The organism is Comamonas sp. E6 (assembly GCF_001010305.1).
GTDB lineage: Bacteria > Pseudomonadota > Gammaproteobacteria > Burkholderiales > Burkholderiaceae_C > Comamonas > Comamonas thiooxydans.
The window spans coordinates 128,609-149,073 of sequence record NZ_BBXH01000019.1 but is presented as its reverse complement, the minus strand read 5'-3'; the positions used below and the strand labels follow the sequence as shown (position 1 = coordinate 149,073).

Here is a 20,465-nt window from a genome sequence, read left to right as displayed (position 1 = left end):
ACCACGCGCTTGACAGGGACCAATACCTTCATTGCTGCGGCTCCTTAATGATTACTGCATTGACGTTTACGTAAACTGGATTCATTTTATGCGGCACCGCAACACTCTCTGCACAATTTTCCAGACAATCTGCCCGGAGATCTGTGCAGCAGCCTTCGCAGGTGGAACGGCATAAAAAAGAACGACCGTTCAATTTTATGCACAAGCCTTGCGAAATCATGGGTCTCAGATGGGTCAAATCAGGGTAAAACCTAGGAATTGAGTCCATCAGTGCCATGCCTGCATCCAGATAGGCCTCACGGTAACACTGCCAGAAAGCGGCCTCGTCGTTCAAATGGACGGGCCGAAAACACAAGACTCCGCGCTGTGAACGACGCCATCCACGCAGCTCAGCCTGCCCAACAACGAAGGCCGGGGAGCGCAAATCCAGGGTTTAGCGCCAGCGAGGCCGGCGCTTTTGCGCGAAAGCCTGAGCACCTTCCTGCGCGTCGGCATCCAGCATATTGGTAGCCATGGTCTGACCCGCCAGCTGATAAGCCGACTCCAGGCCCATTTCACGCTGGCGATAGACCAGCTCCTTGCCCATTCCGATGGCCACCCTGGGCTTGCTCACGATGGCAGACACCAGCTCTTCCACCCCGGCATCGAGTCCCTCCGGCTCGACCACGCGATTGAGCAGACCGTAGTGCAGAGCCGTCTGCGCATCGATGAACTCACCCGTCAGCAGCATTTCCATGGACTGTTTGATCGGCATGTTGCGCACCAGGGGCACGCTGGGCGTGGAGCAGAACAAGCCGTATTGAATGCCGCTGGTGGCAAAGCGAGCCTCGCTGCTGGCCACGGCCAGATCACACTGCGCCACCAACTGGCAACCTGCTGCCGTTGCGATACCCTGTACTCTTGCAATGACGGGAACAGGCAGCTTCTGAATCGAGAGCATCATGCGGCTGCACTGGGCAAACAGTTGCTGGTAGTAAGCCAGCTCCGTATGGGCCGCCATGTCCTTGAGGTTATGCCCGGCGCAAAAGGCCTTGCCTTGGGCGGCCAGCACCACCACACGCGCCTGCTCGTCCTTGGCCACGGCATCCAGCGCCGACTGCAGGGCCATGAGCATTTCACTGCTCAAGGCATTGAAACGCTGCGCGTCGCTCAACGTGATGCGTGCCACGCCGCGCTCGTCCTGACTCAGTTGTACCAAGGAATCGCTCATTGCTGTCACCCTGCTTTCGGACTAGATATCGGCCAATACGCGCAGATGTGCTTCCACGCTGCGCGCCAGCGGGTCCATTACGTAACCGCCTTCGAGGCAGGAAACAATGCGACCCTTGGAAAAACGCCGTGCGATGTCCTTGATGCGAGTGGTGATCCAGGCAAAGTCGTTTTCCGTCATGCCGAGCTGGCCCATATCGTCTTCGCGATGCGCATCAAAGCCGGCACTGATGAAGATCATCTCGGGCTTGAATGCTTCGAGGCGCGGAATCCACATCATCTCGATGATCTCTCGAATGTCCATGCCCTTTGTGTAAGCGGCCACGGGCACGTTGAGCATATTGGAGGCCGGGTCCTTGTCGCCGCTGAACGGGTAGAAGGGATGCTGGAAGATGCCGCACATCAGCACGCGCGGATCACCGGCCAGGATGTCTTCCGTGCCGTTGCCGTGATGTACATCAAAGTCGATCACGGCCACGCGCTTGAGATGGTGGCGCTCCAGCGCATACTTGACGCCCACGGCCACATTGTTGAAAAAGCAAAAACCCATGGACTGGTTGCGCGTGGCATGGTGACCAGGCGGGCGCACGCTGCAAAAGGCATTTTCCAGTTCACCGGCCAGCACGGCATCGGTAGCAGCCAGTGTGGCCCCTGCAGCACGCAGTGCGGCCTTGAAGGTGTGGCGGTTGATGGAGGTATCTGTGTCGAGCTGCCTGTGCTCGGGCCCGCCAGCTGCCAGCTCCTGCTCCAGCCGGTCGGTCAGGCCCTGCAGGGCGGCAATATGCATGGGGTCATGCGCCAGCTCGATCTCGGCCAATGATGCCAGCGGCACATTGCAGCGCTCCAGCGCATCGCCCACGCCGCTGACCAGCAGCCTGTCCTCTATCGCGTCCAGCCGCGCCGGGCATTCAGGGTGGCCCGGCCCCATCTCATGCAACCAGCAATCCCGGTGGGTGAAATAACCTGTCTTGCCCACAGTCATGTCTCCGCTATCGCTTATTTAGGATATGTTTCTGCCATGCATGCACAGAACACAATTAATGCGCTTTTGAGTCAGCTTAACACGGTGATGGAGGGCAAGCCGGATCAGGTCAGAGACGGTGTCGCCTGTTTGCTAGCAGGCGGTCACCTGCTGATCGAAGACGTTCCTGGTGTAGGCAAGACCACCCTGGCCCATGCGCTGGCACGCAGTTTCGGCCTGCAGTTCTCTCGTGTGCAGTTCACTGCCGACCTCATGCCCAGCGACCTCACGGGGGTCTCCATCTACGATCGCGGACAAGAGGCTTTTGTGTTCCATCCCGGGCCGGTGTTTGCTCAGGTATTGCTGGCCGACGAAATCAACCGTGCCAGCCCCAAGACCCAGAGTGCGCTGCTCGAAGCCATGGAGGAGCGCCAGGTCACGACCGAAGGCAAGACCCACAGCCTGCCCGCCCCCTTCTTTGTGATTGCCACCCAGAACCCTCTGGAGCAGCTGGGAACCTTCCCGTTGCCCGAAAGCCAGCTGGACCGTTTTCTCATGCGCATCAGCCTGGGCTATCCCTCGCGCGATTCCGAGCGCAAGCTGCTCGCGGGCAATGGCCGGCGCGCCGCTGCCGATGCACTGCTGCCCGTCATCTCCCAGCAGCAGCTGCAGCAACTGCAGGCTGCTGCTCTGGCCGTGCATGCCAGCGACGCCCTGCTCGACTATGTGCAGGATCTGATTGCCGCCACACGCAACGGCCAGTGGTTTGCCCAGGGCCTGTCACCACGCGCAGGCATCGCGCTGCTACGTGCGGCCAAGACCATCGCGCTGATGGAAGGCCGCGACTATGTGGCGCCCGACGATGTGCAAGCCATACTGCCCCAGGTGATTGCCCACCGTCTGGTTCCCGTGGGCCATGCAGGCCGTGGTGCCGTGGAGCAGGTGCGCGCCATGATGCAAGCCGTACCGCTATCTTGATGCTGCCGATGTATTTCGTCATGAATTTCATAGCATGAAGCGCTCGGCATCAAAGGGCGAGCAGCCAGAGACTTCCAATATCTTCCAGCGGCTCTCGCCCCGCGCCAGGGTGCGCGAGTGGATGTTTGCACGTCTGCCGCGCAGCGACCAGCTCACGCTGACCCAGGGCAATGTCTACATCCTGCCCTCGCGCGCGGGCTGGGCCATGCTGGCCACGCTGATCGTGCTGTTGATTGCTGCCATCAACTACCAACTCAACCTGGGCTACCTGCTCACGTTCCTGCTGGCAGGCAGTGCGGCCGCCAGCATGGTTGTGGGCCATGGCAATTTGCGCGGTCTGCAGTTGAGCCTCAGCGGCGCAGGTACTCAAGGCAACGCGTCGGGCGGCTGCTTTGCCCATGCGCCCTGCCCCATGCATATCAGCCTGCACAATGCCCGCCGCTCGCGTCGCTGGGGCATAGGCCTCGCATTGCACAAGACCCGGCACAACACCGATCACTCTGATGCCTGGACCTGGGTCGACATTCCCGAGCAGGGCAGCACCGCCGTGCAGCTGAGCTTCATGCCCACACGTCGCGGCCGGCAGGAGCTGCCCGCCATCTCCATACTCACGCGCTACCCGCTGGGCGCATTTCGCGTCTGGGCTCTGTGGCGGCCCCAAACCCTGGTCTGGGTCTATCCCGCACCTGAAACCCATGCCCCGCCGCTGCCAGCCGCCAGCCCCGAAGCCGGCGGCCGCAGCAGCGCCCAGGTACGCAGCGGTGATGAATTCGATGGCGTGCGCAGCTATCAGACTGGCGACCCGCTCAAGCTGGTGGTATGGAAGAAAGCGGCTCAGTCCTTTGCCGCAGGCAGCCACCAACTGGTCAGCCGCGACCGGCCCATGGCCCACCATCACCGTCTCTGGCTCGATGCGCGCCATACCGGCCTGGCCGACCATGAGGCGCGGTTGTCGCGCCTTGCCGCCTGGGTGCTGATGGCTCAGCAGCAAGGCCGTACCTGGGGCCTGCGCCTGCCCGGAGGCCAGGAAATCGCGCCGGCCAGCGGTGTACAGCACACCACGCGCTGCCTCGAAGCATTGGCCGCCTGTCCATGAAAGCAACCGCCTCTTCCGCCGGCAGCAGCTGGCTGCAGCGCCTGACTGCCCTGCCGCGCGATGCACGGGACACGCTGTTTCTGCTCGCCGTCATCGCCTGGATCATGCTGCCTCAGGTTCAGCACACACCTTGGTGGACCAGCGCCTTTGCCTCAGTCCTGTTGCTGTGGCGCGCACGCCTGGCACTGACCAGCGCCCCCCTGCCCAGCCGCTGGGTGCTGGCGGGCGTACTGACCATCGCCATTGGAGCGACCTGGGCCACGCACAAAACGATTGTGGGCCGCGATGCTGGCGTGACCCTGGTCGTCATGCTGCTGGCGCTCAAGACACTGGAGCTGCGCGCGCGTCGCGATGCCATGGTGGTGTTCTTTCTGGGTTTTTTTGTACTGCTCAGCAACTTTTTCTATTCGCAGTCCCTGCCCACAGCCATGGCCATGGTGCTCGGGCTGATGGGCCTGCTCACAGCCCTGGTCAACGCCCATATGACGGCCGGCAAGCCTCCATTGACACAGGCTCTGCGCACTGCAGGCTGGCTCGCGCTCTGGGGAGCGCCCGTGATGGTGTCGCTGTTTCTGTTTTTTCCGCGCATGACACCGCTATGGGGCGTGCCATCCGATGATATGGCCGGGCGTTCGGGCCTGTCCGAAAGCATGCGCGTGGGCGAGGTCGCCTCGTTGGCCATGGACGACAGCGTGGCCCTGCGCATCCGTTTCGATACCCCCGAGGGCAAAGAGCCGCCGGCCAACGCCCTGTACTTTCGCGGCCCGGTTCTCAGCCAGTTCGATGGCCGCCGTTGGCAGGCCGACCCTGTGCTCGACGCCATGGCCATGCCTCAGTTGCGCGTGAGCGGTGAACCCATTCACTACCAGATGCTGATCGAGCCGAGCAAGCGTCGCTGGCTGACCCTGCTGGATGCCGCCAAGACCGAACCGCAGATTCCGCCGGGCGCCTCGGTAGGCAGGCTTCGCATGAGCTCCAGCCTCCAGTGGCTGAGCTGGCGCCCGATTACCGATGTGCTGCGTGTCGATGCCCAAAGCCATCTCGACTTCAGTCATGGGCCGCTGCAGCTTACTCCAGAGCTCAAGCGCTATCTGCAGCTGCCAGCCGGCAGCAACCCACGCACACAGGCTTTGGGCGAACATTTGCAGGCCGAATTGCGCGCCCAGCCGGGCGCCGGCGCGGATACGGACAGGCTGATCGCCTCCGCCCTGCAGCGCCTGAAAACCGGCGGCTACACCTACACACTGGAGCCCGGCGTGGTCGACAGCGACCACACCGCCGATGACTTCTGGTTTGACAGCAAGCAAGGCTTTTGCGAGCACATCGCCTCAGCCTTTGCCGTGCTCATGCGCAGCATGGGAGTGCCCGCGCGCATCGTGACCGGCTACCAGGGCGGCGACCGCAACAGCGTGGACAATTACTGGACCGTGCGCAACAGCGATGCCCATGCCTGGACCGAGGTCTGGATTGCCGGCCGGGGCTGGGTCCGCGTGGATCCCACGGGCGCTGTCGCACCCAGCCGGGTCGGCCAGTTCCAGCGCCTGAGCCCTCCCCCCGGTGCCTTTGCCAGCGCCGTTGGCAACTTCGTCGATACCGGCACGCTGGAGAAGCTGCGCGCCGTCTGGGAGGCCGTCAACAACCGCTGGAACCAGTGGGTAATCAACTACACGCAAAGCCGTCAGCTCAATCTGCTGCAGAGCCTGGGCTTCGAATCGCCAAGCTGGACGGATCTGCTGCGCCTGCTGGCGGGCAGCTTGAGCGCTCTGGCGCTGCTGTGGCTGATCTGGGCCCGCGCCACACGTCCGCAACGCGACGGCTGGAGCCAGCTCATGCACGCTGCCAGACTGCGGCTGCAGCGCGCAGGCATAGCGAGCGGTGCCAGCGACTCCGCGCGCAGCCTGTCGCGCCGCGTGCAGGAGAGCTGGGCCAAGGAATCTGCATCCGCACCCCTGGCTACGGCCGTATCCGACTGGCTGCTGGACATGGAAAGGCTACGCTATGCGCCATCCTCCAATACCGAAGTCACCGAATTGAAGTCCTTGCGCCGACGCTGGCTGTCCATCCGGAAGCAACGCTGGCCCTATCCCTCAAGAAATAAAACATGAGCATCACCCTCAATAACAGCAAGCACCTCAAAGCTAAAACACTGAGTACTCTGGCCCTGTGCCTGCTGACCGCCAGCGTCATCGCCGCACCGGCCAAAAAAGCCGTCCGCAAGGCAGCACCGGCAGCCGTAGCCACGGCTGCAGCCGCCACGGCCGTGGCCTATGCCGGTCGGGGCGACGCCATGCAACTGGCCGAAGAAATCGCAGTCCGCCGCGATCTGCCTGTCGACTGGGTGCGTGCGCAGCTGAGCGAAGCGCGCAACCTGCCCGTAGTCACACGCCTGATGACGCCAGCCGGCAAGACCTTTGTGAAGAACTGGACGGTATACCGCAGCCGCTTTATCGACCCCGTGCGCATACGCGCCGGCGTGAAGTTCTGGCAGGCCAACCACCAGGCGCTCGCGCGTGCCGAGCAGCAGTTCGGCGTGCCCGCAGAGATCATTGTCGGCATCATCGGCGTGGAAACCATTTACGGCCGCAACATGGGCAACTTTCGCGTGATGGATGCCCTGGCCACGCTGGCACTGGACTTTCCGCAATCCCACCCTCGCGCCCAGGCCCGCACCGACTACTTCCGTGGCGAGCTCGAGCAGGTGCTGGTCACGGCCAGCCGCACGGGCAGTGACCCGTTTGAGCTACGCGGCAGCTATGCCGGCGCCATGGGCCTGGGTCAGTTCATGCCCACCAGCTGGGACAAGTACGCGGTCGACTTTGACGGTGATGGTCGCATAGACCTGTTCAACAGCGCCACCGACGCCATCGGCTCGGTCGCCAACTACTTCGTCGGCCATGGCTGGAAGCCAGGCCTGCCCACAGCCTTTACCGTGGACATACGCGCCCAGGGTGAGAATCTGGCAATCCTGCTCGCACCCGATATCAACCCCACATTCACTGCCGCGCAGATGGCAGAACGTGAAGTACGTGTGCTGGGCGCCGACAACTATGAGCGTCCGCTGGCACTGATCGAGCTGAAAAACGGCAGCTCCGGCCCCACGGAGTACATCGCGGGTACCGAGAACTTCTACGCCATCACGCGCTACAACTGGTCGGCGTTCTATGCGCTGTCGGTGATAGAGCTGGGGCGCGAGGTACATGAAGCCTATCTGGCCAGCCAGACCGCCTCTGCCACACGCAACTAGATTCATTCGAGCTGCAGCGCATTTCCAACAAGCGCTGGCAGCTATTGATTCGATAGTTCTCCGGCCACTCAAAAGCGCTTCATCTGGCACTGACCAGGCATCTCTGCCCTGGCCGCAGCAATCTCGCGCACTACCTTGAAGCCGTAGCCCGAGCCTTCCACATCGAAGTCCACGCCTGCGCTGCCTCTTTTTTCCATCATGCCAACCACCAGCGATTGCTGAAACTGGTGGTCTGCCGCCCGCATGCTGCCCGAGCGGCCCGCCATCTGGACCCTGGCATGCTCCATGGCGTGGGCCACGGCGACGGTGTCCGTGCTGCCGGCTTTTTCGAGGCTCTGCGCAAGAGCCTCGATCATGAGCTGCATGCGCATATGCACATAGTCGTCCTGCGGCCTGGGAAAGCGCTGACGGAAGGACTGGTAGAAGGCGCGGCTCTCGGCCGTGGGCACATTGGGCAGCCAGTCGGCCACTGCCAGCACCTTGCCCACACCGGCATCACCCAAGGCCGCCGGAGCGCCCAGTGCATTGCCGTAGAAGGTGTAGAAACGCCCTTCATAGCCTGCCTCGCGCGCAGCCTTGACGAGCAGCATCAGATCATTGCCCCAGTTGCCGGTGATCACGGCCTGGGCACCGCTTTGCTTGATCTTGACCGCATAGGGCGCAAAGTCCTTGACGCGGCCCACGGGGTGCAACTCGTCGCCCACGATGCGCACATCGGGCCGTTGCACGCCAAGCTGGCGCCTTGCCTCGCGCAGCACGGCCTGGCCAAAGCTGTAGTCCTGCCCGATCAGATAGGCACTGTGTACGGCCTTGTCGTCCTTGATCACCTCCATCAGCGCAGCCATGCGCATATCGGCATGGGCATCGAAGCGGAAATGCCAGAAGCTGCAGCGCTCGTTGGTCAGCGCCGGGTCCACGGCCGAATAGTTCAGATACAGCACACGGCGCGAAGGGTCTCGGCTGTTGTGCTTGTCGATGGCGTCGAGAAGCGCCGCCGCTGTGGCCGACGAGTTGCCCTGCATGATGATGCGCGCACCGCTGTCTATGGCCGCGCGCAGCGCCGACAGCGCCTCTTCGTTCTGGCCCTTGCTGTCATAGCGCTCTATCACCAGCTCATGCGGACCGTCGGCCAGGCTCACACCGCCGCGCGCGTTCACCCGCTCGGTCGCCCACAGCAGATTGCGGAACACGGCCTCGCCCGTGTTTGCAAACGGGCCCGAAAGACTCTCCACCAGTGCCAGCCTGATGGGTTGCGCAAGCTTGGCATTGGCTGCAGCCACAGCAGCGCCAGCAATGCCGAACGGCGCGCATAGTAGTGGCAACTGCAGGTATTTCAAGACATCACGACGCAATTTATTCATCAAAAAAACCTCTTGAAATGCGCTTGCCACCACCTACCTATGAATCAAGCGGCAACAACGCAAGCCGCGCAGTTTAAAGGAGTTAAACACCATGTTCTTCGCCCCTGTGATGAGCCGTAATACCTTTGTATCCCCTCGCGCCGCCGACTTGGCCCTGCAACGTTTTCTGCAGGAAACCCTGGGCGCTGCAAGCCCCGTACAACGCCAGGTTCAAGTCAGCCGCGACGACCAATTCACGACCCTGACCCTGGATGTGCCAGGCCTGGCACGCGAGCAACTCAAACTCTCGCTGGAAGGCTCTGTCGTCAAGCTCGAAAGCGTGGAAGGCGCTGCCCGCCAGGTCAGATACACCTGGGATCTGGGCCATGAAATCGATGCTGCCAACAGCAAGGCCAAGCTCGAGCATGGAGTGCTGACGCTGACCCTGGCCAAGCTCGAGCCCCAGAGCAAGGCCGTGACGCTGAGCATCGAATAAGCGCTGTTTTACGCCGACCGGCCAGCCTCATCCTTTCTTCCATCTCCTCTTAGCAAGAGGTCGGCCGGAAAGCACAAAGCCCGCACTGCCTTGGCGTTGCGGGCTTTTTTCATGCCAATGCCATGGCCGATTCCGGGAGTTGAGCTGATTCGGCGCTTTGGCCTACAGGCGCAGACTGCCGGTGCGTGTCGCGCCGCCATCTTGAATTCCTACACTGTGGGTTCAGCCGGGTGCGCCATTGCTGCACCGCTTTCCAACCCCCGCTTGAGGAATTCACCCATGGCGAAAGTGCTGGTTCTCTACTACTCCATGTACGGACATATCGAAACCATGGCTCAGGCCGTGGCCGAAGGCGCCCGCAGCGTCAGCGGTGCCGAGGTCACCGTCAAGCGCGTGCCCGAAACCATGCCCGAGGATGTCTTCAAGAACGCAGGCGGCAAGGCCAATCAGGCCGCAGAGGTCGCCAGCCCCGCCGAGCTGGCCGGCTACGACGCCATCCTGTTTGGCGTGCCCACGCGCTTTGGCAATATGCCGGGCCAGATGCGCAGTTTTCTCGACCAGACCGGCGGTCTCTGGGTCAAGGGGGCCTTGATCAACAAGATCGGCAGTGTCTTCACCTCGACCGGCACCGGCGGCGGCCAGGAAATGACGGCCACTACCACCTGGGCGACACTGGCCCATCACGGCATGATCATCGTGCCGCTGGGCTATCCGCTGCCCGAACAGACCAATCTGAGCGCGGTCAAGGGCGGCAACTCGCCTTATGGTGCCTCGACGATTGCGGGTGCCGATGGTTCGCGCCAGCCTCATCCCGACGAGCTGAGCATTGCCCGCTACCAGGGCCAGAACGTAGCGAAACTGGCCGTAAAGCTGGCCGGATAAACGCAGGCAACCATGAAAAAAGCAGCCACCTGGGCTGCTTTTTTGCTGTACGGACTCACCTGAGCGAATCCAGCGGCCAGCGCGGCTTCACATCAAACGCGTATTCATGCAGGGCCTGCTCGCGTCCCGCCTGTATCCGCATGGCGGCAGCCATGGCAATCATGGCGCCGTTGTCGGTACACAGATGCAGCTCGGGGTAATGCACGCGGATCTTGTGCTTGGCGCAGGCTTCATTGAGCTGTTCGCGCAGCTGCTTGTTGGCACCCACACCTCCCGCCACCACCACCCGCTTCATGCCGGTCTGCTTGAGTGCAGCCATGGTTTTCTTGACCAGCACATCCACAATCGCGGCCTGCGTGCTGGCGGCCAGATCGGCCTTGCGCGCTTCCAGCTCTTCACCCAGCTTCTTGGCCTGGGTCAGCACAGCCGTCTTGAGGCCGGCAAACGAAAAGTCCAGGTCACCCGAATGCAGCAAAGGGCGAGGCAGCTTGAAGGCCTGAGGATCGCCGCCCTCCGCCAGCTTCGAGAGCACGGGACCGCCCGGATAGGGCAAGCCCATGAGCTTGGCCGATTTGTCGAAAGCCTCGCCCGCAGCATCGTCGATGGTTTCACCGAGGATTTCGTATTCGCCCACGCCGTCCACACGCATGAGCTGGGTGTGCCCCCCCGAGACCAGCAGGGCCACAAACGGGAACTCCGGTGGGTCGGCACTCAGGAAAGGCGAGAGCAGATGGCCTTCGAGGTGGTGCACGCCCAGCACAGGCTTGTCCAGCGCGGCTGCCATGGCACAGGCTGCACCGGAGCCGACCAGCAAAGCCCCGGCAAGACCGGGTCCGCGCGTAAAGGCAATCACATCGACGTTTTCGAGCTGCTCTCCGGATTCGGCCAACACCTTCTCGGTCAGCGGCAGCACACGGCGAATATGGTCACGGCTGGCAAGCTCGGGCACCACGCCGCCATAGGCGCGGTGCATTTCAATCTGGCTGTGCAGCGCATGACTCAGCAAGGTGGGCACACCTTGACCGTCCGGCGTGCGCACCAGGGCCACACCGGTTTCATCACAAGAGGATTCGATTCCCAGGATCAGCAAACTCATGGCCGCAAGTGTAGGACTTGCGCCCTCCAGATGCAGAAAAGGCGGGCATTAGCCCTGCCCGCCTTCGCTATTCAATTCATAGCATCCTACGGTTGATTCACATTGGGGGTCCCGGAAATATAGTGTTCCAGCTGATGAATCGTGAACTGCTGGGCCGAGATGATTTCCTTGACGATGTCACCAATCGAAATCAGCCCCTGCAGCTCGCGGGTCTCGTTGATCACGGGTAGATGGCGCATGCGATTGCTGGTCATCAGTGACATGCACTCCTCGCTGGTCTGGCGCGGCAGCACGCAATGCACCTTGCGCGTCATGACCTCGTCCACGCGCGTGCTGGCCGAGCTTCGCCCTTGCAAAGCGATCTTGCGCGCGTAGTCGCGCTCGGTCACGATGCCCGCGATCTCGCCACCTTCCAGCACCAGCAGTGCGCCAATGCTTTTTTCCGCCATGAGCTGCAGTGCAGCCAGCATGGTGTCGGAGGGAGAAACGCTGTAGATAGTGCTGTTGCCCTTGGTGCGCAGAATTTCGGCGACGGTCGTCATCTGGTTCTCCTTTCTGGATCGGCCTGTCATGCAAAACGCATGACGACATGACCAGTGTGAGAATCCTGCTGCATTGCGGCAATCAGGCTATGCCCGTATACAAAAACAAAAAAGGCAGCCAAAGCTGCCTTGATACTGTCACTCAATCCGGGCTCAGCGCCGACCGCCCAGCAGTCCCGCGCCCAGCTTGAACAGATCTCCGGCATCAAGCTTGCCGTCGCCATTCTGATCGAGCAGGCTGCCAAGGATGCCTCCTGCCGCACCGCCTTGCGACTGGATCTGGCCACGCTCCTGATCCAGGGCATTGCCCAGGTCGCCGGCCCCCATGCCCTGCGTCTGGACCCGATTGGCCAGAAAAGACATCACCAGCGGAGCCAGCAGGGCCAGCAACTGACCTGCATTGCCACCCAGGCCCGTGGCCTGACCCAGCCGGGACTCGGCCTGCTGCTGCTGACCGCCAAAGATATTGCCCAGGATGGCACCTGCATCCAGCTGCGAGTTACCGGCACCGGAGCCGCCTCCCAGCACCGAGCCCAGAATGCTGCCCAGCCCACCCAGGCCGCCAGCCGCACCGGCGCCACCGCCCGCTGCGCCCAGCAGGCCACCGAGCCCGCCCAACAGCCCTCCCATATCCATCGCTCCATTGGCACTGCTGTGATCGCGCTGCAGCGCACCGAACAGATCGGCAGCTCCCTGAGGCTGGGCCGTGTTCTGGCCCAGCGCACCAAACAGCATGGGCAGCGCCACACCCACGGCCTGCTCGGCCTGCACAGAGTCGATGCCCAGCTGCTGGGCCAGACCCTGCATGGGAGCGCCCTGCAGCTGGCCCATGAGTTCGTCGGTCAAAGATGCGTTAGCGGTCATTTCAACACTCCTCAAAAACAGCGCACATGGTACGCGCGCCCTGTGTCCCGAAATGTGATCAATGTTCATTCACTACGCAAGCCCCTCCCGGGCTATAGACCATTGAGGCGGCCCGCGCCCTGGACAGGGCCTCCTGCAGGCCGCAGCGTCCGGTGACGGCTTGTCTCAGAAGGAGTGCGAGATGCCCACCAGCAGCGAGCGTGGCCTGCTGCCCTTGGGAACCGAAGGTCCGGCATTGCTGGCGCTGTTGATGGTGAACGCTGCGTCGGCCTCGTTGCGGATTGCGGAGACACCCGCATACAGCTTGGTGCGCTTGGACAGCGCATGGTCGTAGCGCACGCTCAGGGCACGGGCATCGCTGTTCGCACGCGCACGCCCCTGGAACTGCCCATAGGACAGCAGCACCTGCCCTGCCGTGCTGACCGGTATGGTCATGCTGGCTTCAAAGAAGCGTCCGCGCTTGCTGGCTGCATCCGGTAGATCATCTTCGCGGGTGGAAAGCAGCAAGGCCGCCCTGGCCACCTTGAAGTCATAGGAGCCGCCCAGCAAGCGATAGCGGTCGGTGTTCTGGGCCGTGGTGCGACGCTCCCACAGCGAGGCCCCCAAGCTCCAGGGACCGCGCGTGTAGTCCAGCGAGCCGCCGAACTGGCGCCCCACACTGGTGCCGGCGTTCTCACCGAACGAGTACATGCCCCGCACCACCAGTCCCGCCATGGAAGCCGACTGAAAGCGCAGCGAGTTGTCGGCGCGCAGCACCGTGCCGTCACGGAAATAGTTGGCGGCGTTGCCCCAGATCAGGCCCGTCAGAGCATAGGAAGCCAGCGAGGTATGAAACGTGGTGTAGTGGCGACCTACCGTCAGCTGACCCCAGTCGCCGCCCATGCCGACAAAGATCTGCCGACCGAAGGCCAGCCCTCCTTGACCGCGCTCGCCGGTATCGGCATTCAGTCCGGCCTCCATCACGTACAGCGCACGCAGGCCACCGCCCAGATCCTCAGTCCCGCGAACACCCCAGCGCGAGCCCGCCAGGACACCGCTTTCCGCGCGCAGGGTGCGACCCGCGCCGGTGGACACCGACTCGGCGGCCATGTCCACCACACCGTACAGCGTGAGCTGGGATGTGGCGGGCGCTGCGGTCTGGGCCTGAGCCAGCGAGCATGTGGAGATGAAGGCAGCGGCCACGGCCAAGCCTCCCGATTGCAAGGATGTCATGAAGTCTCTCTTTTTTAATAATGGATGGGGCTCGCGGCAGAGTCCTACCGCTATCGAGCCGCTGACAGCAGCATCCGCCGCAGTTGCGGGGACACCGTGTGGGAGTCCGACGCCTCAGATGGCGCCGGCCGCGCTCATTCGAGGCGGATGTTCTTTTGCGTGATCAGGCTGCCGTAGATGCGTGCATCGTTTTCGATGCGCCTGGCCAGCGAGGCGGCGCTGGTATCGTCGATGCGCCAGCCCTGGGCAAGCAGCTTGCTGCGGATATCGGGAGCATGAAGAATCTTTTCCAAGGCCGCGGCCAGCTTGGCGCGATGCTCTGCAGGCATGGAGGCCGGTGCCATGACCGCATTCCAGACTTCGATGTCCACATTGCCGGCACCAATCTCGGGCATGGCCGGGACGCCGGGCGCGAGCGGGCTGCGCTTGCTGGAACTCACGGCCAGGGCGGCCAGCTTGCCGGACTGGACCAGGGGCATGACGGTGGAGGCCGGCAGCAAGGCCATCTGCACCTGATCGCCCATCAAGGCGTTGACCACGGCAGGACCGCCGTTATAGGGCACATGCTGCAGATTCAGGCCCATGGCTTCCTTGATCAGCTCCACGCCCAAGTGGCCGCCGGACCCCGTGCCCACCGAGCCGTAGTTGCCCTGGGTCCCGGTCTTGAGCGCCTTGAAATAGGCGCCCGCATTCGCAGCCATGGACTTGGGAGCCACCAGCACCAGAGGGGCCGAGCCGATCATGGCCAGCGGTGCGAGATCCTTGATCGGATCGTAGGGCAGCTTGCTGTAGAGAAACTTGGAGCTGGTCAACGGGCCGTTGCCGATCACGCCTATGGTGTGGCCGTCGCCGGCCTTGGCCACGGCGTCGGCGCCGATATTGCCGCTGGCGCCCCCTTTGTTCTCCACCACCACAGGCTGCCCCAGGGCCTTGGTCAGGGGCTCGGCCAGCAATCGGGCCTGCACATCGGGCGAAGAGCCGCTGGCATAGCCGACGATCAAACGTATGGGGCGGGTGGGCCAGTCAGCCTTGCCCTGGGCCTGAGCCACCAAGGGCAGGCAGACAGCGGCGCACAGCAGCAGGGCAGCCCGGCGCACGGGCATCGATTTTTTTGTCATCTTCATGTCTCCAGAATCTCGGTCTCAGTCTCGGATCAACAATCGGCGTATCCAGCCATCAGTTCCATCATCGGTGGCAGGCGTCCGCTGGCGGGCAGGGCAAGCTGCGAACGGTACACCCGGGTTTGCAGGACAAAGTCCCGCTGCTGCGGCTTTTCAAGGTGATGCGCCTGCATTCGGTCGGCCCACCATTGGCTGCCTTGGGCGCATGCCGGTCCATCCAGATGCTCGGCCAGCATGACCACCGTGACTTCCCCCTGGGCCTGCTCGACAATGCGCTCCCCGCCAACGGGGTAGTGCAAGCAACGCTCCACAGGCACCACGCCCGCCGTGACACGCAGCAGACGCCCTTGCCGCACCGCCTGCTCCGCCCAGCGGGCTGCCTGCGCGGCCCAGGCCTGCGCATCGGTGGTGACGGCCTTGAGCGTCGTCAACGCCGCACCGCTGGATGCTCCAGCCTGGACCTGCAATAGGCAGGGCCTGCGCATGAAAGCACTCAGGCGCGGCCGCATGCGTGCCGACCAGGGCGTGGGATTGGCGATCACATCCGCATACTCGGCCGAGTCCAGGGCTGCCAGAGACTCCAGACCGTAGAGCGTGAAGTATCCACAGGCGCCGACATAGCGATGGCCGTAGACAAAGCCTGGCAAGCCCACGCGCTCGGGAACATGCTCGAGGGCATGCCAAGCCTCGTATTCTGCGCGAGCCTCGGGCCGGTCGATGTCGTTCCACAAGGCCAGAAAGGCGCTGCTCATGATGCAGAACCCGCGCCGGGCTGAATCAGCACCTTGCTCGCCAGCCGCGCGCGCGCCAGGTCAAAACCCTGCCCGGCCTGCGCAAGCGGCACGCGATGGGTGATCATGAGGCGCAGTTGATCTTGATGGGTCTGCATGAATTCAACAACCTCCAGCCAGCAGCGCTCGGGCGTGCGATAGGAGCCGCGCAGCTGCTGATGACGTCGCACCAGGGCCGTCAGATCCAGCGGCACGGGAGCGGAATGAATGCCGGCGATCACCAGCACGCCATGGGTCTTGAGCGCTCGCAGGGCCGGCGCCAGCACGGCAGCCGCCCCGGTGGCTTCGATCACCACATCAAAGAGAGCTTGTTGCGTGTACGCGGCAAGGGCTTCGTCGATGTCCTGCCCCTCGAAGTCCAGCAAATCCTCGAACCCCATGGAGCGCAGGACATCCAGCCGTGCGGCATCGCCATGGCCGGCCACCACCACCTGGGCCGCCCCCGCGGCACGCGCAAACAGCGCAATGCCCTGGCCGATATTGCCGGGCCCCAGGATCAGCACGCGATCGCCGGGCTGGACATTGCCCGTGCGCACGGCTTCGAAGCTCACCGACAGCGGCTCGGCCAATGCGGCAACCTCGGGGTCCACGCCGTGTGGAATCGGCACGCAATTGCGCAGGGGCACGGCCACATACTCGGCAAAGCCCCCATGGCGCATGACACCGATGCCGCGGCGGGTGGTGCAGGCATCGAAGTCGCCGGCACTGCAACTGGGGCATCTGCCGCAGGTGACCGAAGGCCGCACGGCCACCAACTGGCCCAGGGGCAGGTGCTCGGCCCCCTCGCCTCTGGCCGCGATCTCGCCGCTGAACTCGTGACCCATGGTCACCGGCAGCGCGGCCTGCAAAAAGTGATAGCTCGCCGTCCAGGCATCGATATGCAGATCCGTACCACAGACACCGGTGGAATGAACCCGCAGCAGCACCTCACCTGCGGCAGGCGACGGCATGTCGACCTCGTTGAGCTTCAGTCCCTTGGCGGACTCGGTTTTTTGCAAGGCTTGCATGAGAGAGGCAATGCATGCGTGAACATGCATCTCAGAACGAACAGGATCGGCAGTGTTGCCGCCCTTCATTCATATGTCCAACACTGATTTAATATAAAACTCATACTTTCTAAATATGGATTTATTCAGGCATGGAACTGAGACATCTGCGCTATTTCGTGGCGGTTGCCGAGCAGGGCAACGTCAGCAGGGCGGCCCGCAAGCTATTCATCGCCCAGCCGCCGCTGTCACAGCAGCTCAAGCAACTCGAGGATGAGGTCGGCACACAGCTCTTCACGCGCCTGCCGCGCGGCATGCAGCTCACCGCTGCGGGCGAGTCGCTGCTGGAAGATGCGCGCGTCATCTTGGCGCGTGCCGAGCAAGCCCCCTTGCGCGCGCGTGAACGCGAGCGCAGCAGCCAGACCGTACTGCGTCTGGGGCTGGTGCCCTCGGCCATGCAGTCCCTGCTGCCCGGCCTGCTGCAGGCTTTGGCACAGGACGGCTGGGAGGTGCAGATCGAAGCCCGTGAAATGATCTCGTCCCAGCAGCAGCGGGCCTTGCGCCAGGGCGAGCTGGAACTCGGCTTTGCCCGCCCCGGCCACAAGGAGGCCGACGAGCTTGAGCTGGCCAGCATTGACGACCCCTATTGCCTGGCTGTTCCAGCCTCCCACCCTCTGGCCGGAGGCAGTGGAATGCTGGATCTTCAAGCAGCCGTGCATCAGCCCTTTGTGGGCTTCACCCGCTATCAGGACACCGACTACTTCGACCGCACGGTCGCGCTGTGCGCCGAGGCCGGCTTCACTCCGCTGATACGCCACGAAGCCGGTCAGTTGGTGAATGTGCTGGCGCTCGTGGCCTGCGGTCTGGGCGTGGCCATCGTGCCGGCATCCTTCGCGATGTTCCACCGCGAGCAGATCGTGTTCCGGCCGCTTCGGGCTTCGCGCCAGGTCAGCCGGCTCGCCGTCCTGGCGTCTGCCGATGCGCTCAAGAGCAACCCGATGCTGGACCTTGTCGCCCAGCTCGCGCAATCCCAGCTGCAGGCCCTGGCTGCACAGCTGGCGCAACAGGGAGCGACGGAGTCTCGAGCACAGCCGGTTTGATTTATATAACCAAATCGTCTGACAACTCATGGTTTTTATAGCGACAATTACGTTAATCATGAGCATCAGCCACTACATCAAGGAAATCGGTCGCGGCACCAAGGGCGCGCGCTCTCTTTCGCGGGTCCAAGCCTGCGATCTGATGGGGCAGGTGCTGGACGGCAAGGTCAGCGATCTGGAGCTCGGCGGCTTTTGCATTGCCATGCGCTTCAAGGGCGAAAGCGCCGAAGAGCTGGCAGGCTTTCTCGACGCGACCCAGCAACGTCTGCCCGTGTGGCCGCAGGCCCATAAGGCCCGGCCCGTGGTGGTCATCCCCAGCTACAACGGCTCGCGCAAGCTGGCCAACCTCACACCGCTGCTGGCGGGTCTGCTGGCGCAGAAAGGACTGCCGGTGCTGGTACACGGCAGCCATACCGAGGACAAGCGCCTGGGCACGGCCGAGGTATGGCGGCAACTGGGCTGGACGGCCATCGAGCGGCCCATCGCTCTGGAGCCTGGCGACAAGGTCTGGATGCAGACCCGTCACCTGCTGGCGCCGCTGGATCGGCTGCTGCAGATTCGCCGCCAGATGGGCCTGCGCAACCCCTCGCACAGCATCGTCAAACTGCTGGACCCTATCCATGGCAGCAGCACCGCGCAGTCCGGGCTGGTGCTGGCCAGCTATACCCACCCGGCCTATGCCCAGCCCATGCTCCAGACCCTGGCCCTGCGTGCGACCAGTGCGCTGCTGGTGCGCGGCACGGAAGGCGAGGCCGTGGCCGCCCCTCACCGCGAACCCGTGAGCACGGGTGTGATTGCCGGAGAAATCTGCTTTGAGCGCTCTTCCCTGCACAGCAGCCAGCTCGCATCCGGCACCGAGAGCAGTGCCCCGGAACAAGATCTGAATGCCGAGCAGACAGCCCGGCTGACGCTGGACATTCTGAACGGCCAGTTGCCTGTGCCGGCGCCGATCGCGCAACAATTGGAACAAATACAAGCCCTGCACCAGGCCATGCAGGTCACCGATGCCGACGCTGCCGCCAGCCGCGCCGCACTGCAAGCCTATAACCGCAGCCCCGACTGCCGCAGCCCCGACTGAGACCCCACAATGACTGCCATTTCCCACAACCCCAATCAGCGCGGCTCGTGCACCCTGGTGGGTGCCGGCCCCGGCGACCCCGAGCTGCTGACCATCAAGGCCGCCAAGGCCATTGCCGCAGCCAGCGTGCTGTTTGTCGACGATCTGGTCAGCGATGGTGTGATGAGCCACGCCTCGCCCTCGGCCCGCGTGGTCTATGTGGGCAAGCGCGGCGGCTGCAAGAGCACTCCCCAGGCCTTTATCGAAAAGCTCATGATTGCGGCCGTGCAGGACGGCGAACGCGTGGTGCGCCTCAAGGGCGGCGACCCCTTCATCTTTGGCCGTGGCGGCGAAGAGGTCGAACATCTGCGTCAGGCCGGTATCGAGGTGGATGTCATCAACGGCATCACCTCCGGTCTCGCGGGCCTGACCAACCTGGGCGCCCCGCTGACCCACCGCGACCGCGCGCACGGCGTGCTTTTCATGACCGGCCATGCCAAGCCCGGCGACAGCGGCCCCGACTGGCGCCAGATCGCCGCCACGGCCCATGCGGCCAAGCTGACGCTGGTGATCTATATGGGAGTGAGCAGCGTCGAGCGCATCAGCAGCGAGCTGCTCAGCGGCCTGCCCGGCAGCACGCCCGTGGCCGTGATCCAGCATGCCAGCCTGCCGCAGCAGCGCCATGCGCTGACCTTTCTGAAGGATTTGCCGCAAAGCATTGCCGACCACCAGTTGGGCAGCCCCAGCATCATCGTCGTCGGCGATGTGGTCCAGGGCATTGCCGCCTGGCAGAACCAGCCCCAAGCCTTGCCGCAATCAGCGGCAGCCTGATCCAGGATCATCCCCGGGCTGTCCTGCAAGCCGGGCGAGCGGCAAGCGCCGCCTCGCTGCGAGACTACGTCCACGCAGAAGCGGCGATGCGACTCAGGGAGTACGAGTCTCGGCAAAGCGCTCGGCCAGCTCCTTGCGCAGTTCCTTGCGGATGATGGCGGCGTCCCAGCGGCGCTTTTCCTCGTCGGTTTCGAGCTGCAGCGGAGGCACAGGGGCAGGCTTTTTGTCATCGTCCACGGCCACCATGGTGAAGAAGCAGCTGTTCACGTGGCGCACCACCTGGCTGCGAATCTCCTCGGCAATCACCTTGATGCCGATTTCCATGGAGGATTTGCCGGTGTGGTTCACGCTGGCCAGAAAAGTCACCAGCTCACCTACGTGGATAGGCTGCAGAAACATCACCTGATCCACGCTCAGCGTAACGACATAGCGGCCCGCATAGCGGCTGGCGCAGGCATAGGCAACCTGGTCCAGCAATTTCAAGATGGCGCCCCCGTGCACATTGCCGGAGAAGTTGGCCATGTCAGGCGACATGAGCACGGTCATGCTCAGCTGGTGGGATGGTGTATTCATGGGGCGCGATTCTAGAAGTGATCCGGGACGCACGCTGAACCCTTGCGCATACCCCAATGGGACAATGGGCTGCAGATATAAACAAG

Annotated in this window: 20 protein-coding genes; 9 read left to right on the top strand and 11 right to left on the bottom strand. The window is 63.3% G+C overall.

The window, feature by feature from the left end:
- Nucleotides 1-433: 433 nt before the first annotated feature.
- Nucleotides 434-1,210: an enoyl-CoA hydratase gene (locus CSE6_RS17735; protein ID WP_059441128.1), complete on the bottom strand. Its 777-nt coding sequence runs from the start codon at nt 1,208-1,210 to the stop codon at nt 434-436.
- 21 nt (nt 1,211-1,231) lie between these two features.
- Nucleotides 1,232-2,191, bottom strand: a complete 960-nt coding sequence (locus CSE6_RS17730) for a histone deacetylase family protein (protein ID WP_059441127.1) — start codon at nt 2,189-2,191, stop codon at nt 1,232-1,234.
- A gap of 36 nt (nt 2,192-2,227) precedes the next feature.
- On the opposite strand from CSE6_RS17730, the gene CSE6_RS17725 reads away from it, so the two are divergent.
- The 4 genes from CSE6_RS17725 to mltB are packed head-to-tail and all read left to right on the top strand — an operon-like array spanning nt 2,228 to nt 7,488.
- Nucleotides 2,228-3,148 (top strand): MoxR family ATPase, encoded by a 921-nt coding sequence (locus tag CSE6_RS17725; RefSeq protein ID WP_034380034.1) that lies wholly within the window; start codon nt 2,228-2,230, stop codon nt 3,146-3,148.
- Nucleotides 3,149-3,182: 34 nt separating this feature from the next.
- Entirely contained in the window at nt 3,183-4,244 is a 1,062-nt protein-coding gene (locus CSE6_RS17720) for a DUF58 domain-containing protein (RefSeq protein ID WP_059441126.1), read from the top strand.
- The gene (locus tag CSE6_RS17715; RefSeq protein ID WP_059441125.1) at nt 4,241-6,349 is read left to right on the top strand and encodes a DUF3488 and transglutaminase-like domain-containing protein; all 2,109 of its coding nucleotides are present in this window, start codon (nt 4,241-4,243) and stop codon (nt 6,347-6,349) included. The genes CSE6_RS17720 and CSE6_RS17715 overlap by 4 nt, the downstream gene beginning before the upstream one ends.
- On the top strand, nt 6,346-7,488 hold the full coding sequence (gene mltB / locus CSE6_RS17710; protein WP_059441124.1) for a lytic murein transglycosylase B: 1,143 nt from the start codon (nt 6,346-6,348) through the stop codon (nt 7,486-7,488). The genes CSE6_RS17715 and mltB overlap by 4 nt, the downstream gene beginning before the upstream one ends.
- Before the next feature lie 68 nt (nt 7,489-7,556).
- Here mltB and CSE6_RS17705 read toward each other — a convergent pair whose 3' ends face one another.
- On the bottom strand, nt 7,557-8,849 hold the full coding sequence (locus CSE6_RS17705) for a branched-chain amino acid ABC transporter substrate-binding protein (protein ID WP_034380045.1): 1,293 nt from the start codon (nt 8,847-8,849) through the stop codon (nt 7,557-7,559).
- 91 nt (nt 8,850-8,940) lie between these two features.
- Between CSE6_RS17705 and CSE6_RS17700 the strand changes: the two genes are divergently transcribed.
- Together CSE6_RS17700 and wrbA are read left to right on the top strand one after the other, a co-directional pair.
- Entirely contained in the window at nt 8,941-9,324 is a 384-nt protein-coding gene (locus tag CSE6_RS17700; RefSeq protein WP_034380047.1) for an Hsp20/alpha crystallin family protein, read from the top strand.
- Nucleotides 9,325-9,603: 279 nt separating this feature from the next.
- On the top strand, nt 9,604-10,206 hold the full coding sequence (gene wrbA, locus CSE6_RS17695) for an NAD(P)H:quinone oxidoreductase (protein WP_034380050.1): 603 nt from the start codon (nt 9,604-9,606) through the stop codon (nt 10,204-10,206).
- A 55-nt stretch (nt 10,207-10,261) separates the two neighbouring features.
- Here the strand turns inward: wrbA and tsaD are convergent, their stop codons facing one another.
- The 7 genes from tsaD to CSE6_RS17660 all read right to left on the bottom strand — a co-directional run bounded on the left by tsaD (nt 10,262) and on the right by CSE6_RS17660 (nt 16,839).
- Nucleotides 10,262-11,302 (bottom strand): tRNA (adenosine(37)-N6)-threonylcarbamoyltransferase complex transferase subunit TsaD, encoded by a 1,041-nt coding sequence (tsaD, locus tag CSE6_RS17690; RefSeq protein ID WP_034352676.1) that lies wholly within the window; start codon nt 11,300-11,302, stop codon nt 10,262-10,264.
- Between the two features lie 86 nt (nt 11,303-11,388).
- Nucleotides 11,389-11,844, bottom strand: coding sequence for a CBS domain-containing protein (locus CSE6_RS17685; protein WP_034352679.1), 456 nt, complete (start codon nt 11,842-11,844; stop codon nt 11,389-11,391).
- A gap of 153 nt (nt 11,845-11,997) precedes the next feature.
- Complete coding sequence (locus CSE6_RS17680; RefSeq protein WP_034389452.1) at nt 11,998-12,708, bottom strand: DUF937 domain-containing protein; 711 nt, start codon at nt 12,706-12,708, stop codon at nt 11,998-12,000.
- Between the two features lie 165 nt (nt 12,709-12,873).
- A complete protein-coding gene (locus tag CSE6_RS17675) occupies nt 12,874-13,920 on the bottom strand; it encodes a porin (RefSeq protein ID WP_034409321.1) in 1,047 nt (348 codons plus the stop codon).
- 134 nt (nt 13,921-14,054) lie between these two features.
- On the bottom strand, nt 14,055-15,023 hold the full coding sequence (locus tag CSE6_RS17670; RefSeq protein ID WP_052088957.1) for a tripartite tricarboxylate transporter substrate binding protein: 969 nt from the start codon (nt 15,021-15,023) through the stop codon (nt 14,055-14,057).
- Between the two features lie 50 nt (nt 15,024-15,073).
- Nucleotides 15,074-15,793, bottom strand: coding sequence for a hypothetical protein (locus tag CSE6_RS17665; protein ID WP_034409327.1), 720 nt, complete (start codon nt 15,791-15,793; stop codon nt 15,074-15,076).
- Complete coding sequence (locus CSE6_RS17660) at nt 15,790-16,839, bottom strand: zinc-binding dehydrogenase (RefSeq protein ID WP_238585734.1); 1,050 nt, start codon at nt 16,837-16,839, stop codon at nt 15,790-15,792. The genes CSE6_RS17665 and CSE6_RS17660 overlap by 4 nt, the downstream gene beginning before the upstream one ends.
- Nucleotides 16,840-16,970: 131 nt before the next feature.
- On the opposite strand from CSE6_RS17660, the gene CSE6_RS17655 reads away from it, so the two are divergent.
- Genes CSE6_RS17655 through cobA form a run of 3 tightly spaced genes read left to right on the top strand, consistent with a single transcriptional unit; the run spans nt 16,971 to nt 19,806 of the window.
- Nucleotides 16,971-17,918 (top strand): LysR substrate-binding domain-containing protein, encoded by a 948-nt coding sequence (locus tag CSE6_RS17655; protein ID WP_059441122.1) that lies wholly within the window; start codon nt 16,971-16,973, stop codon nt 17,916-17,918.
- A 58-nt stretch (nt 17,919-17,976) separates the two neighbouring features.
- Complete coding sequence (ybiB, locus tag CSE6_RS17650) at nt 17,977-18,996, top strand: DNA-binding protein YbiB (protein ID WP_059441121.1); 1,020 nt, start codon at nt 17,977-17,979, stop codon at nt 18,994-18,996.
- Nucleotides 18,997-19,005: 9 nt separating this feature from the next.
- On the top strand, nt 19,006-19,806 hold the full coding sequence (cobA, locus tag CSE6_RS17645) for a uroporphyrinogen-III C-methyltransferase (RefSeq protein ID WP_059441120.1): 801 nt from the start codon (nt 19,006-19,008) through the stop codon (nt 19,804-19,806).
- A 93-nt stretch (nt 19,807-19,899) separates the two neighbouring features.
- Here cobA and CSE6_RS17640 read toward each other — a convergent pair whose 3' ends face one another.
- A complete protein-coding gene (locus CSE6_RS17640; RefSeq protein WP_003069412.1) occupies nt 19,900-20,379 on the bottom strand; it encodes an acyl-CoA thioesterase in 480 nt (159 codons plus the stop codon).
- Between the last annotated feature and the right edge of the window lie 86 nt (nt 20,380-20,465).